The following is a 15,712-nucleotide window of genomic DNA, read 5'->3' as shown; positions in this document are numbered from 1 at the left end:
TCCGCAGGCATGAGATCACGGTGTGGCTACCATGTCTGCTATGCAGACTGTAGAGCCCTCGGGTCCCCGCCCGCAGTACCCGATCGAGGCAGTGGACAAGGCCTTGCAGATGCTGAAGCTCTTCGGCATCCACGAGCAGGTGCGCCTGGCCGACGTCCGCGACGCGCTCGAGGTTACCCAATCGCGTGCCCATCGGCTCATGGCCATGCTCGTCTACCACGGCTTCGCGGCCCAGGACCGGCGGACCCGCACCTACCACCCTGGTCCCGCGCTGGTCGAGCTGGGCCTGTCGGTCATCCGCGGAATGGACCTCCGCAGCGTGGCACGGCCGGTGCTGGAAGAGCTGTCGGCCGAGCTCGGCGAGACCACGGCTTTGGCCGTGCTGGAGGGCTCGGACGTCCGCTTCATCGACGCGGTGGAAAGCGAGCTGGCGTTGCGGGTGGCCAGCCGGGTCGGCAGGCTGCTGCCGGCGCATTCCACCAGCATCGGCAAGGCCCTGCTCGCCGAGTTGCCCGCGCAGACCTTTCGGGCCCTGTACCCGAGCGAGCAGCTGCCCCCCGTGACCGCCAAGACGATCACGCGGCGCTCCCAGCTGGAGGAGCACCTGCAGTCGGTCCGCGAGCGCGGCTACGCGGTCAATGCCTCCGAGAGCGAGGAAGGGGTCAGCTCGGTCGCCCGGGTGATCCGCGATCGCACCCGCGGTGTGGTCGGGGCCGTCAGCGTGGCGGCCCCCCTCGGCCGCATGCCGACGGCCCACACCCGGACGGTGGCCGAGCGGCTGGGCGCGGCGGTCGAGCGCATCGCCGAGGGGCTCGGTCCGCAGGCGACCTGATCTGCGTCGAGGCTCCGTCCCGCCCCGTCTCCCGCCCCGGTCTCCCGCTCCCCGTCTTCCACCCCGTCTTCCGCGCCGCCACGGCGCGGAAGACGGGCATGCCCGAACCAAGTTCTGACTGTTCCGTAGAGAAGAATCTAGATCTGCAGAACAGTCAATCAATCTTGCCTGTGTTCCCTTCGTGTAGCAGAATCTAGATCTGTCAGACAGACATAGGAGGTCGGTCGTGAGTGTCGCCGAGCATGCCGCTCCCGGAACCGGGGGCGCCATCCCGCCCCCGGCGGCGGACAAGGAAGTCGTCAAGGTCAACGCGTACGAGCGGTCTCTGACGCTCAACAGCCAGCTGGTTCCGCTTTTCCCCTACTCCGGACCAGGTGACCTGGTGGCCTGCGGTGTCACGATGCGCGGGCGCCCCGATGAGGAGTTCGGGCAGTTCTTCCACGAGAACTCGCAAGAAGAGGTGGCCTACACCTTCGGGTCCAACCTGGCCATGTGCCCTCCGGGGTACCTCATCGTCGCCCCCAGGTTCCATGGGGTGAACTCCTTCCTCAAGGAACCGCACAACCCTGACGCGTACCTGTTCCAGGTCATCGTCCAGCGGCAGACCGAGGCCGACGCCGGTCCTGAGGAGCAGCGCGAGGGCATTCACATCCGCTGCCCGGAGTGCCAGGAGTTCTTGCTCCAGCACGTGTTCAGCGCCGACCCGACCAGGCCGCAGGACCACGGCGGCCAAGAGGGCGACCGCTACCCGGCCTTCCCCACGGTCTACGAGGCGGTGCAGGCCGTGGACAGGTTCAACGGCGACGAGGACATTCGCACATGCGGCAAGTGCGGCCACGTCAGTCCGCCCTTCCCGGCCGCCACCTGGGGATGGCACAACTACGTGAGGCTGCACCGGGCGATCAATTCCGGCCGCACCGAGATACTCGCCATGGCCGGCCGGCTCGCCCCGGCCGAGGCGGCCTCGTGATCACCCGAGGCAGGTTCCAGAGCATCTTCGACCTGGCCGAGGAGATCGGTGCCTGGGACGAGCGGCCGGTCGCGCCACCGTTCGCCGATCCGCAGGTGACGATGTCGCGCGGATCGGGCGCGCAGCCGTTCTTCCTCATCTGCTCGAAGGACACGGTCGTCATCCAGGCCACCGGGTCGGCGGATGCTCACCTGCGTTACACCGGTGTGCGGCACACCCGGATGGAGGTGGGGGACATGGTCTATGTCCCCGCCGGGGTGCCGTGCCGGATCGAGCCGAACGAGGAGTCGGTCCATCTTCGGTTCAAGGCCATCAACCCGGGCCTGGAAGGCATCGCCTGGTTCTGCCGGCGTTGCGACACAGAGGTGTGGCGGTACGAGTTCGACGCTGAGGCACAGCCCGTACAGCAGGGCTATCTGGACGGCTGCCGGGAGTTCAACGCCGACAAGTCGCATCGCACCTGTGGTGGCTGCGACACCGTGCACCCTCGGTGGACATCGCGGGATACCGCTGGGCGGAGGTCCTCGAAGCTCTGCAGTTCGACGACACGGCGGCGCCGCCCGCCTGAAGGACACCCGGGAATCGTGAGGAGACCATGAAGAAGATCGAACTGGACCGTGACACGTGCATCGCTTCGGCGACCTGCATCGGGTTCGCGCCCACGGCGTTCAAGCTCACCGGCGACGGCAGGGCCGAACTGCTGGTCGAGGACGCCGCAGGAATCGACGCCGGAGCCCTGGACAATGCCGTCGCCAACTGCCCGACCGGCTCCATCAGGCTGATCGGCACGGAGTGACGCCCATGCGGCGGATAGTCATCGTCGGCGCCGGCCTGGCCGGGCTGCGCGCCACCGAGGCCCTGCGCCGCCTGGGCTTCGACGGCTCCATCACTCTGATCGGCGCCGAAGAGGCCGGGCCCTACGATCGCCCGCCACTGTCCAAGGAGGTGCTGATCGGGAGGAAGGCGGCCGGCGAGACCATCTACCGCCATGCCGACTACTACGACGACCTGCGAGTGTGCCTGCGGCTGGGCCGACCGGCCACGGCGCTGGACCTGAAGTCCCGAACCGTCCGGTCGGGTGGACGCGATCTGCCCTTCGACGGATTGCTGCTGACGACGGGATCGGCGGCCCGCCCGTTGACCGTGGACGGCGCGTCGACGGGCGTGTACCTGCTTCGCACGCTCGATGACGCCATCGCCCTGCGCGCCGGACTGGCGGAATGCCGCCACGTGGTGATCATCGGTGCCGGTTTCATCGGCTCGGAGGTGGCCTCCAGCGCCCGTGCGCTGGGCCTGGAGGCCACGCTCGTGGAGGCTGAGCCGGTACCGCTGAGCCGGGTGGTCGGCGCCCGGATCGGGAAGATCTGCGCGGCCCTGCATCGCGAGAACGGTACGCGGGTGGTGTGCGGGGCCGAGGTCGTGGCTGTCGAGGGCGGCCGGCGCGTCAGGCTGGCCGACGGCCGGGTTCTCGAGGGTGACCTCGTAGTGGCGGGGATCGGCGCGGTACCGCGGACCGGCTGGCTGGCGGGCAGCGGGCTGACGACGGACGACGGGCTGGTCTGCGACGCGTACCTGAACGCGGGACACCCGTCCGTGTACGCCGCGGGAGACCTCGTCCGCTGGTTCAACCCCCTGTTCGGGACTCGGATGCGCACCGAGCAATGGACCAACGCGGTCGAGCAGAGCCGCCAGGCGGCGGCCAGTTTGCTGGCCGGTCCCGCTCAGGGAAGGCCTTACGCGGGGTCGAACTACTTCTGGTCCGACCAGTACGGGACGCGCATCCAGTTCGCCGGAGTGACCGACGCCGACGAAATCCGTGTCGTAAACGGTTCCTCCAGCGAGTTCGAGTTCCTCGCCTACTACCGCAGGGGCGATCGGCTGGTGGGCGCGTTCGCGATGGACAACGCCCTGCCGCTGATCCGCAGCAAGCTCCTGATCGAACGGTCGGCGCGCTGGGACGAGGCCCTCGCCTCGGTCGAGAGCGGAGAGATCTTCGGCTGACCGGTCCCGATCGGCTCGCCGTTCGAGGGCGCGGAACGGCCGTGTCTGAACGAAGGAAGAGAGATGAGTTCGGAAGTCAGAGTCACGCCCAGCGAGGAGAGGGCCCGGTTCGTCGAGCGGACAGGGCTGGAGCCGCTCGGCCCGGACGACCTGTGGCCACCACTGGTGATCAGCAAGGAGGAGATCGACGCCGAGGTGGAGCGGTTGTCGGCCCTGCCGGGCCGATCCGGCGAGGGACGGCGATCGCTGATCGTGCACCCTCGTGACACCTCCGGCCTGGGCTTGGCCCCGGGCATTCAGGTGGCCCTCGAGGTCTTGCTGCCGGGTGAACGGACCCGGCCGATCCGGCACAACTCGGCGCAGGTGGTGTTCTGCATCGAGGGCGGCGGCACGATCATCCTGGCCGGCGGCCCGCGCGCGGTGCGGTCGTTCGAGCGGTACGACGTATGGAACACCCCTTCGATGGCCACTTACGTCCACACCAACGACACCGAGGAGCGCCAGGTTCGACTGGTCTACAGCAACGCGGCCCTGCTGAGGAGACTCAACATCCATTACGTGGACGGCGACCCCGGTGAGCACGTCGCGGCTTCGGCCGAGCCCATCGGTGAGGGGCGGGGCGAGGAGTTTCCGTTCGAGGAGGTCGTGGAACTCGACGACGGCGCCGCGCTGATGGCCTACGAGCGGCTGATCAATCCGCCGGTGCAGGAGTCTCCCGCCCTCATCTGGCGGTGGCGGCGCGTGAAGGCCGAGCTGGACAAACTGCACGCGCTGGGGCCCGAGTACCGGGGCCGCCGACTCTATCTCCTCTACAACCCCGCGACCGGACGGACGAACGGTACGACCCACAGCTTCTTCGCCACCATGACGATCAGGCCGGGCGGGATCGTGGATCGCCCGCACCGGCACACCCCGGCCGCGATCAACTACTACTTCAAGGGCAGCGGGCACAGCATGGTCGGCGGCCACCGCTACGACTGGAAGGCCGGCGACCTGATGCTGTCGGCACCCGGCTGGGCGATCCACAACCATGCCAGCCACGAGTCCGACGTCTACGAGCTGACCGTCCAGGACAGTCCCTTCAACCTGGCCAACGACTCGCTGCTGTGGCAGGAGAGCCTGCGGCGGCCGCCCATCCTGATCGGCTCCCACACCGGCTGGAAGACCAACCGGGCGGAACTGTGAGCGACCCCATCACAGTCGTCGACCTGCCGCCGGAGGCGCTGCGCGGCTCGTACGTTCCGCTGGTCACCCCGTTCCGCCGCGGCGAGGTGGACTTCGAAGCCTTCGCCGGACTCGTGGATCGGCAGGTCGAAGCGGGCTCGGCGGGCATCGTGGTCACCGGCACCTCCGGAGAACCCAGCGTGCTCACCATCGACGAGCGCGTGCGGCTTTATGAGGTCGCCGTCGCCACCGCCGGTGACCGGCTCTCGGTGGTAGCCGCCACGGGGAGCCAGTCCCACGCCGAGACCGCCGTGCTCACCAGGCGGGCGCAGAAAGCGGGTGCGACGGCGGTACTGGTAGTCACCCCGTACTACATCCGGCCGCCACAGCGGGGCATGGTCGAATACTTCGTCCAAATCGCTGGTGAGACGACGCTGCCAGTGCTGATTTATCACATTCCAGGGCGCAGCTCGGTATCCCTGTCGGTGCCCAGCTTGGCCGAGGCGGTACGGCGCGCGCCGAACGTCGTCGGGGTGAAGCATGCCTCCACCGACCTGGGCTGGGCCACCGATCTGCTGACCGAACTGGGGCCGGGGTTCCGGCTGTTCTGCGGTCTCGAGGAACTGTCGTTCCCTATGCTGGCGCTGGGTGCGGCCGGCCTGATGAACGCGGTCGGCAACCTGGCGCCCGCGTCGATCAGTCGGCTTTGCCGCGCCGTGGCCGACGGCGACCTGATGGAAGCCAGGCGGCTGCACTATGAGCTGTTCCCCCTCAATCAGGCGGTCTTCTGGGACACCAATCCCATTCCGATCAAATACCTGATGAAGGTGCTGGGCACGCTGGCCGACAACGAACACCGGCTGCCCATGATGCCCGCCGATCCCGAGCTGGGTTCCCGGCTCGACGCCTTGGTCCCCAGGCTGCGCCCGCTGACACGTCTTCCGGTGAGGAGTCCGGGAAAGGGCGAGAGAAAGAACGCTGATGAGCGCTTCGCATGACCCCATTCCATCGACCGTTTCAAGCGGTACCTCGGTGCTGAGACTGCTCACGAGAGACGGCCCAATGCAGGTGTACACGGCCCGGCCGAAGGCGCCCGCGAGAGGCGCGGTGATCGTGATTCAGGAGGCGTTCGGCGTCAACGACCACATCCGGGACGTCACCCGGCGGCTGGCCGGCCGTGGCCATCTGGCCCTGGCCCCGGACATGTTCCACCGCTCCGGCGTCGGCACGCTCGGTTACGACCGGCGCGAGCAGGCCATGGCGGAGATCGGCGCCCTTGGACCGGACGAGATCAACACCGATGTGGGCGCGGTGCTGGAACACGTCAGAACCGCCGAGGGGATCGATCGGGTCTCCGTCATGGGGTTCTGCTTCGGTGGCCGGGCCGCCTTCACCGCCGCCACCGCCCATCCTGGACTGGCGGGCACCGTGGTGTTCTACGGGCCGGGGATCGCCGCCGGGCCGCACGCCGTGATCGACCGTGCCGTGTCGATCACCGCGCCGATGCTGCTGCATGTCGGGGACCGGGATCCCACCATCCCCGCAGAGCAGATCGGGACGATCGACGGGGCGCTGACCGCCGCCGGGGTCGACTTCGAACAGCATGTGTACCCGGGGGCCGGACACGCTTTCGCCTGCGACGCGCGCCCCCAGATGTACAGCCACCTCAACGCAGGGACCGCCTGGAAGCGCACCTACACCTTCCTGGACGAACATATGTCCTAGAGCCATGCGCCTGAAATGCGGCGATCAAGTTTTCACTGGTCGAGCGTGGCATTCAGGTCGCCGGCTGGGCAGGCCGTTCGTCCAGATGTGGGACACAGGTCACATTTCGCGGTTCGATGTCACATTCAGGCCGCCGCCGTCGCTCCCTTATGGGTACGCGTTCCCGTTCGAGGAGGAGGCCGAGTCATGGACGATGGCCGGGAGTGCCCGTCCCGGATCCCCGAGGACCGGGCGGACCCGTGCGGCGAAGGTGTTCGCGAGCACGCGAACCGGTGTTCTGCGCATCGGCAGCCTCGACGTCGCGCACTTCACGATCCACGCCCTTGAGGATCTGACGGCCCTCAAGAAGGCCATCAGCGTGGCCTATTCACCCGCACCCACCTCATCCATGGAACAAGGAGCAACTCGTGCTGGACACTACCGTCTGGGTCGCGCAAGGCTTCCTAGCGCTCTTCTTCTTCGCCGCCGGCGTGCCCAAGATCGTCGGCAGGGGCATCGACCGCTGGGTCGGTTTCGACCAGGTGCCCCGGATCATGACCATCGTCATCGGCGTCAGCGAGGTCGCCGCGGCCGTCGCCCTCATCGTTCCGGGGCTCATCGACCGACTCGAATGGACCACCCCGCTGGCCGCTGTCGGCATCGCCGTCATCTCCCTGATGGCCAGCGGCTTCCACCTGCGTGCCCGCGAGTGGCTCGCCGCTCTCGAGACCGTGCTGTGGGCATCGCTCGCGGGAACGATCGCCATCGCCCGATGGGACCAGCTGGCCACCGGTCCCTCGCTCTCGGAGGACCTGCTCGTCCCGGTTCTGCTCGCTCTGGTACCCGCGATCATCGTCAACCTCGTCTTCCTGGCCCGCGCTACCTCGCCGGCCCAGACGCAGGACAGCAGCGGACCGAAGCACGCGGGGTCGGGATCGGCCCGTCGTTGAGCGGGGTGCCCAGCCCGCGCACTGGGCACGGGCTGGGCTGCTCACCGCCCGAAAGACCGAACCTGTTCCGGCCGTGACACCGACGATGGCTCACGCCACGAGGACCAGGCGTGACCGACCACGCGAACCCAATCCCCAAGGAGAACCCCCATGGAGGCAGTCCGCCTCATCCTGCTGTTGCTCCACACGCTCGGATTCGCCGTCTTTGTCGGAGGGCTGATCGCCCAGCGGTCGCAGCCGGAAAAGAAGATCAACGGGCCGGTGCGAGATGGCGCCGGCGTCGCCGTCGTCAGCGGAATCGCCCTCGTCGGTGTGATCCAGGCGGACGGCGGTGACATCAACATCGCCAAGATCGCGGTCAAACTCGGCATCGGCGTCCTCATCCTCGCGCTCACCTTCGCGAACATGCGGCGTGAACACATCGGGACCTGGCTGTGGACCACCCTTCTGGTACTGGGCATCCTCGACATCGGGGTCGCGATCTTCTGGTCCCCTGTCCACGGCTCGTAGCGGCACTGGGGCGCCGCGCCGTGATCGCAATTCGCGGGGCCGAACGAACGCGCTCGGGAAGCACCGGACTCGGCGCGGCCGACGCCGAGTCCGTGCTCGATGTCGAACGTGAACACCGAGACGCGGGTAGAGGACGCCTCGGCAAGGCGCGGCGGGGTGTGGAGGGAGGCGGACGTCGGGCGCAGCATTCCTGGCGCCGGCGCACGCAGGCTCGCGCCGGCGCGCACGTCGGCGCCTGCGGCACGCCTCAGCGGCGGTGCACGCTCACCGCGTACCCGCCCCGGTCGTACGGGTCCGCGTCCCAGGTGGCGAACCGGTCGGTCAGATCGAGCCCGGCCGCGCGGCAGTGCGCGTCGTAGTCCCGCAGAGTGATGCTCGGCGGCACGGGCAGGTGGGCGGCGTCCAGTCCGAAGCCGGCGACGAGCAGTCCGCCCGGGCGCAGGACGGCGGCCAGCCGGGCCACCGCGGCCGCCTCGGTACCGGAGGCGAGCAGCGGCATGACGTTGCCCGCGGCCACCACCAGGTCGAAGTCCCCGGTGATGCCGAGCTCCGCCGGGTCGAAGGTGGCCAGATCGGCCAAGTACCAGGGCACGTCGGGCGCCTGCTGCCGCGCCACGGCCAGCATCGACGCGTCGAGGTCCACACCGACGCAGTCGTAGCCCTGCTCCGCCAGCCTGATCGCGACCCGCCCCGTGCCGCACCCGGCGTCCAGCACGCGTGCGCCGGGCGGCACGAGCGAGGCACAGAAACGGGCCTCGCCGTGCATGTCCCGGCCGGTGCGGGCCAGCGCGGCGAAGCGGGCGGCGTAGTCCTGTCCCGACGCGCCCCCGGTCAGATCTTGCCAACGGCTCATGACGGTCAGGATAGGCCGAGCGGGCGCCGACGCATCCGTCCGTGCGCGTTCCGCCGCCGGCGGCCGACCCCGGTAGCTCCCATCAGGCGGTGGTGCCGCCGTCGGCGAGGAGCGTGCTGCCCGTCATGAAATTCGAGAGGTCGGAGGCGCAGAAGAGGGCGACGCGGGCGATGTCGTCGGGGGAGCCGCCTCGGCCGATCGGGCTGGTCAGCATCGGCATGGAGGTCGAGGAGCAGTGGGACAACTGGACGGCAAGGTCGCCTTCATCACGGGAGCGGCACGCGGGCAGGGACGCAGCCACGCGATCCGGCTGGCGGGCGAGGGCGCCGACATCATCGGCGTCGGCATCTGCGTGGACATCGCGGCCAACGGCTACGCCATGGCCGACCGGGACGAGCTCGCGGAGACCGAGGCGCTGGTCGAGGAGCGGGGGGCGGCGGATGATCGCGGCCGTCGCCGACGTGCGCGACCCCCACGCGTTGCGGGCGGCGCTGAACGCGGGCGTGGCCGAGCTCGGACGGCTCGACATCGTCTGCGCCAACGCCGGGATCGCTCCGATGGCGTTCCGCGAGCTGACGCTCGAGGAGGAGATCGAGCAGTGGGACGCGGTCGTCGGCGTGAATCTCTCGGGGACGTTCAACACGCTCAAGGCGGCCCTGCCGCACCTGATCGAGGGGGCCGCGGCGGCTCGATCATCATCACCAGCTCGACGGCCGGGCTGCGGGGGTTCGGCGGTACGCAGGGCGGCGGGGTCGGCTACGCGGCGTCCAAGCACGGCGTGGTCGGGCTGATGCGCACCTTCGCGAACGCGCTCGCACCGCACGGCATTCGGGTCAACACGGTCCACCCGACCGCGGTGCGGACGATGAAGGCGGTCAACCCGGGCATGACGGAGTGGCTCGAGAAGAACCCGGAGGGCGGCGGCCCGCACCTGCGGAACCCGATGCCGGTCGACATGCTCGAACCCGGCGACATCAGCGAGGCCGTCGCGTTGCTCGCCTCCGACAACGCCAAGTACATCACCGGCGTGGCCATGCCCGTCGACGCCGGTTTCTGCAAGAAGCTCTGCTCCTGGAGCTCGGAGGCAAGTCGGCGAACGTGGTCTTCCCGGACGCCGACCTGGACGACGCCGTCGCCCTGACGGTCCGGTCCTGCTTCAACATCGCCGGACAGGGGTGCAACCTCACGACCCGGATGCTGGTGCACATCGAGCCGACCGTCCTGGCCGACGTGGATCCGCTGAGCGACGTCGCCCAGCAGGAGGTCTTCGGCCCGGTGCTGTCGATCATCCCCTTCGACGACGAGGACGAGGCCGTCGAGCTGGCCAACGGGACGCCCTACGGGCTGGGCACCTATCTCCAGACCCGCGACGTGTCACGCGTGCACCGCCTGGTGCGCCGCTTCCAATCGGGAAGCGTGCACGTCAACGGTGTTTCCGGGCAGCCGCCCGGTGCGCCCTTCGGCGGCTACAAGCAGAGCGGCACCGGGAGAGAGGGAGGCAGGGAGGGACTCTTCGAGTTCCTCCAGACCAAGAACGTCTACATCCGCGCGTGAGATGCCGTGCGTGCGATGAACGGAACGCGTGCCCGCGCGCCGCCATCGTCGGGCGGCCTCACGTGGGGCCTCTACGGGAGGAGCGCCGCGGCCTGTGGATCATTCCGTCGCCCGGGCCGATGCGTCGTCGATCTTCCGCAGGTGCGCCTCGACCACGGCCAGGACCTCGTCGTGGCCCATGGCCAGCCCCATGGTCTCCTCCATCGCCAGCGCTCGGGAAATCGTTGAGATGAGCGTGGTCAGCGCGAGCGGAGGAAATCCTTCGGTATCGATTCCGCGTGCCCTCAAGTATCTGTCGAGCGCTTCCATCTGCAGTCGGCGAGCCCTTTCGGCGTAACTGACCAACTCGGCGCGGATCGCCTTTCGGTGGTTGGACAGCGCTATGAATTCGACGTTCAGCGCCGTGCCCGCGGGATGGCTGTTGTAGGTCCACAGGGAGTGCAGGAGGCGGTCGGATTCCAGGGCGCGCGTCTGGGTTTCCAGCTCCTGTTCGGAGCGCCTGCGGATGACGGCCAGGAAGAGGTCGTCCAGGGTGCGGAAGTAGTAGTGGACGAGCGCCGGCGTGACGTCGGCCTCCCTGGCCACGCGCCGGATCCCGACCGCGGCGTAGCCCTCTTCCAGCATCAGTCGTTCGGCGGTGTCCAGCAGCAGGAATCGGGTCTTGGAGTTCTCTGGGCCCATGCGGCGAGATGAAGTCATCTAAGCATACTCCTTGACGTCCCCCGAGGAGAGTGTTAAACAGTCGTTTAGCAAGATGTGGCGGCCATCGCTCGAAGGGTGATCCGGCGCCATCGCCTGGTGATCTGCCATGCCCGGACGGTTCTACGGGTCATCCATTTTATTTTCCAACCTTCGGCCTGCGAGAAGAACGGAGAAGCTGCCTGATGGCACGGAACGCCCCCTCCCCGCGTGCGGGACGAACGACAGGGACGGCCGCCGCGGTCCCGGTACGGGCGGCCCGGTGAGCGCGCCGCCCGCGGCCGCCGCCCGCTACGCCGGCACCCGGGTGCCCCGGGTGGAGGACCCGCGGCTGCTGACCGGTCACGGGACCTTCGTGGACGACGTCGTCCGTCCCGGCATGCTGCATGCGCACTTCGTCCGCAGCCCGCTGCCCCGCGCCCGCGTCCTCGACATCGAGGCCTCCGAGGCGCTGGCGCTCCGGGGCGTCCGCGCCGTCTTCACCGCCCGGGACCTCAATCCGGACGTGCCGGACGCACCGCGTCCGCCGCTGGCCGAGGACGAGGACGAGGTGCGCTTCGTCGGGGACCCGGTGGCCCTGATCGTCGCCGACGACCGCTACATCGCCGAGGACGCGGCCGAGCCGGTCCTCGTCGACTACGAGGCGCTGCCGCCGGTCGTCGACTACGCCACCGCGCACGAGTCGGAGGAGCTGGTCCATCCCGGCTTCCCCGGCAACCTCGTTGGCGAGTTCGGCGGACGTCCGGCGGAGGAGCTCGCGGAGGTCTTCGAGCGGGCGGCCCACGTGGCACGGGAGACGATCCACCAGCAGACGTACGCGGCCGTCCCGATGGAGACGCGCGGCCTGATCGCCGAGTGGTCGCGGGCCGAGGGCGAGATGACGATCTGGGCGTCCACCCAGACACCCCACGAGACGCGGCTGTTCGGCAGTCGCCTGCTGGGCGTCGACGAGCACCGGATCCGGGTCGTGATGCGCGACCCCGGCGGCGGCTTCGGGCAGAAGGCCGTGCCGCAGCGCGAGGACATGTGCGTCCTGCTGGCCGCCCGCAAGGTCCCCGCCGCGCTCAAGTGGATCGAGTACCGGCAGGAGAATCTCATGTCGGCCGGGCAGGGACGCCACGAGCACGGGGACGCCCGGATCGCGTTCGACGAGGACGGCAACCCCCTCACCACGACCTTCATGGACTATCTCCTGCCGGCCAGCACCGAAGTGCCCACCATAGAGTACGGGCACGTCGAGTCCCCCGGGCCGGGCGAGGGCGGCTACAAGGGCGTCGGCGAGGGCGGCGCGATCGGTGCGCCGCCCGCCGTGGTGAACGCGGTCGCCGACGCGCTCGCACCTCTCGGAGTGAAGATCACCCGGCTGCCGGTGTCTCCGGCGTTCACCGGGTCGACGGGAACAAGAAGGGCGTGTTCACCCGCGACCGGCGGCCCAAGTCCGCCGCGTTCGCGCTGCGCCGCCGCTGGCTCGCCCTCGCCGCCGCGCGTGCCGCCGCCGCCGTGCCGCGGGACGCCTGAGCCCTCGTGCAGGGCGCGCTAACAGGGGGTTCTGGGCGACATGCCGGCGGCCCGGTAGATCGCGTCGATCACCCGCATCGTCGCCGTCGCCTCGCGGGCGTCCGTCACCACCGGACGCCCGTCGCGCACGGCGTCGCGGAAGGCTTCGAGCTGGAAGGCGTAGCTGGTGCGGCGGTCGCCCTCCTCGGTCACGGTGCCCGCCGCCGTGGTGGTCGTCATGAGGCCGTACAGGTACGGGTGGTAGGGCATGCGGACGTGCAGGCTCCCGGCCGCACCGGTGACCTCCAGTTCGGCGGCGTAGCCGTCCTCCTCCCGCATGCCGGCGACGACCTCGCCGGTGACCGCGCCGGGGAAGGCGAGGGCGGCGGTCATCGAGGCGTCGACGCCGTCGACGTCACGGGCTCGCGCCTCCTCGACTTGGGGTTCACCGAAGAGGAAGCGCAGCAGATGCACCGGGTAGACGCCGAGGTCCATGAGGGCGCCGCCGCCCAGTTCCCGCTGCCAGCGGATGTCGGACGGGTCGGGGTGCGGCACCGTGAACGCGGCCCGCGCCGTGCGCACGGGGCCGATCGTCCCGGACCGGAGGATCGCGGCCATCCGCGCCCACATCGGGTGGTGCCGGGAGTGGAAGGCCTCCATTACGACCAGGTCGTCGGCCCGGGCCACTTCCGCGATCTCGGCAGCCTCGCCGGCGTTCGCGGCGAACGGCTTCTCGCACAGGACGTGCTTGCCCGCGGCGATCGCCCGGCGAGTCCAGCGGCCGTGCAGCGCGGCGGGTGTGGGGACGTAGACGGCGCTGATGTCCGGATCGTTCAGGACGTCGTCGTAGGAACCGAGCACGCGCGGAATGCCGTGCTCGTCGGCGAAGGCTCTTGCTCGCTCAGGGGCACGAGCGGCGACGGCCGTGACGGTGACGCCGCCCACCTCCCACGCCGGATCGAGGAGGGCGGACTTGACCGTGCGAGCGGCGCCGAGGACGCCGATGGTGACGTTCATCGGGCGAGGCCCGGAATGTAGGAGGTGAGGAACGCGCGGAGCGACGCCTCGATCCGTACCGTCTCGCGGTCGTAGAGCCATTGGGCCTGGAGGCCGTTGAGCAGGGAGATGGTCATCGTGGCGAGTGCCTCCGGTTCGATGTCGGTGTGCAGTTCGCCGCCCTCGGCCAGGGCGGTGAAGATGTTCGCGTAGAACTCGCGCAACATGCGGTACCGCTCGGTGTAGTAGGCGTGCGCGGGATGTCGCGCGGAGGTCGCCTCGCCTGACATGACGCAGTGCAGTTCCATGAGGCCCGGGCGAAGTTCGTTGTCGACGACGATGGCGAGCATCCCCCGGAGCGCCTTCAGCGGGTCCTCCTCGGGGGCGAGCGCGCTGACCGACTCCAGGTACCGGAGGCCGCGTTCGTCCCGCAGTTCCAGGACGGCGGCGAGCACGTCCTCCTTGCGCGGGAAGTGGTGCAGGAGCCCGGTGTGGCTGATCCCGGCGCGCTGGGCGATGTCCTTCATCGTGGCTCCGTAGAAGCCGGTCTCCCCGAAGGTGTCGATGCAGGCTTCCAGGATCCGTTGCTTGACCTGCGCCGATTTCGCGTACGGGCCGCGTGTCGCCGCTGGCGTCATGGGTTTCTCGCCTTCGTCTCTTGAAAATAGCAGCGCGTTTCGGTTTTCATGATAGCGCCCGGGCAGCCGCACCGCCGGGACTGCGGACGGGCCTCCGCTCGTGCGCTCGCTCCGATACAAGGATCTTTCGAATGACCCGACTCGTTCCCGGCTTCCTCTGGGGAGCCGCCACCGCGCCGCACCAGATCGAGGGCAACAACGTCAACAGCGACTGGTGGCTTCGCGAGGAGCTCATGCCCGGTATGGAGCGCAGCGGCGACGCGATCGACAGCTACCACCGCTACGCCGAGGACATGCGGCTGCTGGCCGAGGCAGGGCTCAACTCCTACCGCTTCGGCATCGAGTGGGCCCGCGTCGAGCCTTCCCCGGGGCACTTCTCCCGCGCCGAACTCGCACACTACCGCCGCATGATCGACACCGCGCTCGACCTCGGGCTCAAGCCCGTCGTCACCCTGCACCACTTCACCCACCCCCGGTGGTTCTCCGAAGGCGACGGGTGGATGGCCGCGGACGGGATCGAGCGGTTCGAGAAGTACGTCCGCAGGGTCACGGAGATCCTCGAGGGCGTCGAGTGGGTCTGCACCGTCAACGAGCCGAACATGCTCGCCCTCATGGTGGGGATGACCCGCATGGCCAAGGCCGCGATGGCCACGGGCGAGGACGTCAAGAAGTGGATGAGCCCCACCGTGGAGGGGGCGGCCCGCCCGGTGCTGCCCGACCCCGACCCGGAGATCGGCCGGCGCCTGGCCGAGGCCCACCACGCCGCACGGGAGATCCTGAGGAAGCGCACCGACGCCAAGATCGGCTGGACGGTCGCGGCGCAGGCGCTCGTCGCCCGGCCCGGCTGCGAGGAAAGGCTCCGCGAAGTCCAAGACGTCCGCGAGAACCTCTACCTGGAGGCCGCGCGCGGGGACGACTTCATCGGCGTGCAGTCGTACTCCAGTCAGGACGTCGACGAGAACGGCATCGTCCCCCACCCGCAGACCCCCGACACGACACTGACGGGCAACGCCTATCGGCCCGACGCCATCGGCATCGCCGTCCGCCACGCCTGGAAGGTCACGGACGGGGTTCCGATCCTCGTCACCGAGAACGGGATCGCCACCGCCGACGACACCCGCCGGATCGCCTACACCTCCGAGGCCCTCGGGCACCTGTTCGCCGCGGTCGAGGAGGGTGTCGACGTCCGCGGCTACCTCCACTGGAGCGCCCTCGACAACTTCGAGTGGGGCCACTGGGAGCCGACGTTCGGACTGATCGCCGTCGATCGCGAAACCTTCGAGCGCCATCCCAAGCCCAGCCTCGCCTGGCTCGGCGACGTCGCCCGCCGCGGGCACCTCTGAG

The 15,712-nt window shown here is 69.3% G+C and carries 20 protein-coding genes; 15 read left to right on the top strand and 5 right to left on the bottom strand.

Features of this window, described 5'->3' with window-relative positions:
• Positions 1–40 precede the first annotated feature (40 nt).
• From F7P10_RS09395 to F7P10_RS09350, 10 genes are all read left to right on the top strand, one after another.
• On the top strand, positions 41–832 hold the full coding sequence (locus tag F7P10_RS09395) for an IclR family transcriptional regulator (protein ID WP_176611370.1): 792 nt from the start codon (positions 41–43) through the stop codon (positions 830–832).
• Between the two features lie 226 nt (positions 833–1,058).
• Entirely contained in the window at positions 1,059–1,802 is a 744-nt protein-coding gene (locus F7P10_RS09390) for a hypothetical protein (RefSeq protein WP_151008990.1), read from the top strand.
• On the top strand, positions 1,799–2,401 hold the full coding sequence (locus tag F7P10_RS09385; RefSeq protein ID WP_151008989.1) for a hypothetical protein: 603 nt from the start codon (positions 1,799–1,801) through the stop codon (positions 2,399–2,401). The genes F7P10_RS09390 and F7P10_RS09385 overlap by 4 nt, the downstream gene beginning before the upstream one ends.
• On the top strand, positions 2,398–2,598 hold the full coding sequence (locus F7P10_RS09380) for a ferredoxin (RefSeq protein ID WP_151008988.1): 201 nt from the start codon (positions 2,398–2,400) through the stop codon (positions 2,596–2,598). Before F7P10_RS09385 ends, F7P10_RS09380 begins: the two co-directional genes overlap by 4 nt.
• A gap of 5 nt (positions 2,599–2,603) precedes the next feature.
• Complete coding sequence (locus tag F7P10_RS09375) at positions 2,604–3,803, top strand: NAD(P)/FAD-dependent oxidoreductase (RefSeq protein ID WP_151008987.1); 1,200 nt, start codon at positions 2,604–2,606, stop codon at positions 3,801–3,803.
• A gap of 63 nt (positions 3,804–3,866) precedes the next feature.
• Positions 3,867–4,988, top strand: coding sequence for a cupin domain-containing protein (locus F7P10_RS09370; RefSeq protein ID WP_151008986.1), 1,122 nt, complete (start codon positions 3,867–3,869; stop codon positions 4,986–4,988).
• Positions 4,985–5,965, top strand: coding sequence for a 4-hydroxy-tetrahydrodipicolinate synthase (gene dapA, locus F7P10_RS09365; protein WP_218040441.1), 981 nt, complete (start codon positions 4,985–4,987; stop codon positions 5,963–5,965). Before F7P10_RS09370 ends, dapA begins: the two co-directional genes overlap by 4 nt.
• Positions 5,949–6,692, top strand: a complete 744-nt coding sequence (locus F7P10_RS09360; RefSeq protein ID WP_151008985.1) for a dienelactone hydrolase family protein — start codon at positions 5,949–5,951, stop codon at positions 6,690–6,692. Before dapA ends, F7P10_RS09360 begins: the two co-directional genes overlap by 17 nt.
• A gap of 407 nt (positions 6,693–7,099) precedes the next feature.
• Positions 7,100–7,621, top strand: a complete 522-nt coding sequence (locus tag F7P10_RS09355; protein WP_176611369.1) for a DoxX family protein — start codon at positions 7,100–7,102, stop codon at positions 7,619–7,621.
• 150 nt (positions 7,622–7,771) lie between these two features.
• The gene (locus tag F7P10_RS09350) at positions 7,772–8,131 is read left to right on the top strand and encodes a hypothetical protein (RefSeq protein WP_151008983.1); all 360 of its coding nucleotides are present in this window, start codon (positions 7,772–7,774) and stop codon (positions 8,129–8,131) included.
• A 247-nt stretch (positions 8,132–8,378) separates the two neighbouring features.
• Here the strand turns inward: F7P10_RS09350 and F7P10_RS09345 are convergent, their stop codons facing one another.
• Entirely contained in the window at positions 8,379–8,984 is a 606-nt protein-coding gene (locus tag F7P10_RS09345; protein ID WP_151008982.1) for a bifunctional 2-polyprenyl-6-hydroxyphenol methylase/3-demethylubiquinol 3-O-methyltransferase UbiG, read from the bottom strand.
• An 82-nt stretch (positions 8,985–9,066) separates the two neighbouring features.
• Positions 9,067–9,285, bottom strand: coding sequence for an SDR family oxidoreductase (locus F7P10_RS44140; RefSeq protein WP_254716513.1), 219 nt, complete (start codon positions 9,283–9,285; stop codon positions 9,067–9,069).
• Positions 9,286–9,424: 139 nt separating this feature from the next.
• On the opposite strand from F7P10_RS44140, the gene F7P10_RS44135 reads away from it, so the two are divergent.
• The 3 genes from F7P10_RS44135 to F7P10_RS09330 are packed head-to-tail and all read left to right on the top strand — an operon-like array spanning position 9,425 to position 10,538.
• Positions 9,425–9,775: an SDR family NAD(P)-dependent oxidoreductase gene (locus tag F7P10_RS44135; protein ID WP_254716512.1), complete on the top strand. Its 351-nt coding sequence runs from the start codon at positions 9,425–9,427 to the stop codon at positions 9,773–9,775.
• Entirely contained in the window at positions 9,676–10,125 is a 450-nt protein-coding gene (locus F7P10_RS44130; protein ID WP_254716745.1) for an SDR family oxidoreductase, read from the top strand. The genes F7P10_RS44135 and F7P10_RS44130 overlap by 100 nt, the downstream gene beginning before the upstream one ends.
• Positions 10,083–10,538: an aldehyde dehydrogenase gene (locus tag F7P10_RS09330; RefSeq protein ID WP_218040440.1), complete on the top strand. Its 456-nt coding sequence runs from the start codon at positions 10,083–10,085 to the stop codon at positions 10,536–10,538. The genes F7P10_RS44130 and F7P10_RS09330 overlap by 43 nt, the downstream gene beginning before the upstream one ends.
• A 99-nt stretch (positions 10,539–10,637) precedes the next feature.
• Here the strand turns inward: F7P10_RS09330 and F7P10_RS09325 are convergent, their stop codons facing one another.
• Complete coding sequence (locus tag F7P10_RS09325) at positions 10,638–11,237, bottom strand: TetR/AcrR family transcriptional regulator (RefSeq protein WP_151008981.1); 600 nt, start codon at positions 11,235–11,237, stop codon at positions 10,638–10,640.
• A gap of 262 nt (positions 11,238–11,499) precedes the next feature.
• Here F7P10_RS09325 and F7P10_RS09320 point away from each other — a divergent pair, with 262 nt between their 5' ends.
• Positions 11,500–12,777, top strand: a complete 1,278-nt coding sequence (locus tag F7P10_RS09320; protein ID WP_218040439.1) for a xanthine dehydrogenase family protein molybdopterin-binding subunit — start codon at positions 11,500–11,502, stop codon at positions 12,775–12,777.
• Here F7P10_RS09320 and F7P10_RS09315 read toward each other — a convergent pair.
• Together F7P10_RS09315 and F7P10_RS09310 are read right to left on the bottom strand one after the other, a co-directional pair.
• Entirely contained in the window at positions 12,774–13,751 is a 978-nt protein-coding gene (locus F7P10_RS09315; RefSeq protein ID WP_151008979.1) for a Gfo/Idh/MocA family protein, read from the bottom strand. The two genes, F7P10_RS09320 and F7P10_RS09315, sit on opposite strands and share 4 nt — an antisense overlap.
• Positions 13,748–14,368, bottom strand: a complete 621-nt coding sequence (locus F7P10_RS09310) for a TetR/AcrR family transcriptional regulator (RefSeq protein ID WP_151008978.1) — start codon at positions 14,366–14,368, stop codon at positions 13,748–13,750. The genes F7P10_RS09315 and F7P10_RS09310 overlap by 4 nt, the downstream gene beginning before the upstream one ends.
• A gap of 131 nt (positions 14,369–14,499) precedes the next feature.
• Here F7P10_RS09310 and F7P10_RS09305 point away from each other — a divergent pair, with 131 nt between their 5' ends.
• On the top strand, positions 14,500–15,711 hold the full coding sequence (locus F7P10_RS09305) for a family 1 glycosylhydrolase (RefSeq protein WP_151008977.1): 1,212 nt from the start codon (positions 14,500–14,502) through the stop codon (positions 15,709–15,711).
• The last annotated feature ends 1 nt before the right edge of the window (position 15,712 follow it).

The organism is Actinomadura sp. WMMB 499, from assembly GCF_008824145.1.
Classification (GTDB): Bacteria; Actinomycetota; Actinomycetes; order Streptosporangiales; family Streptosporangiaceae; genus Spirillospora.
Note: the sequence above shows the minus strand (reverse complement) of the source record. Positions and strands in the feature narration are given on the sequence as shown.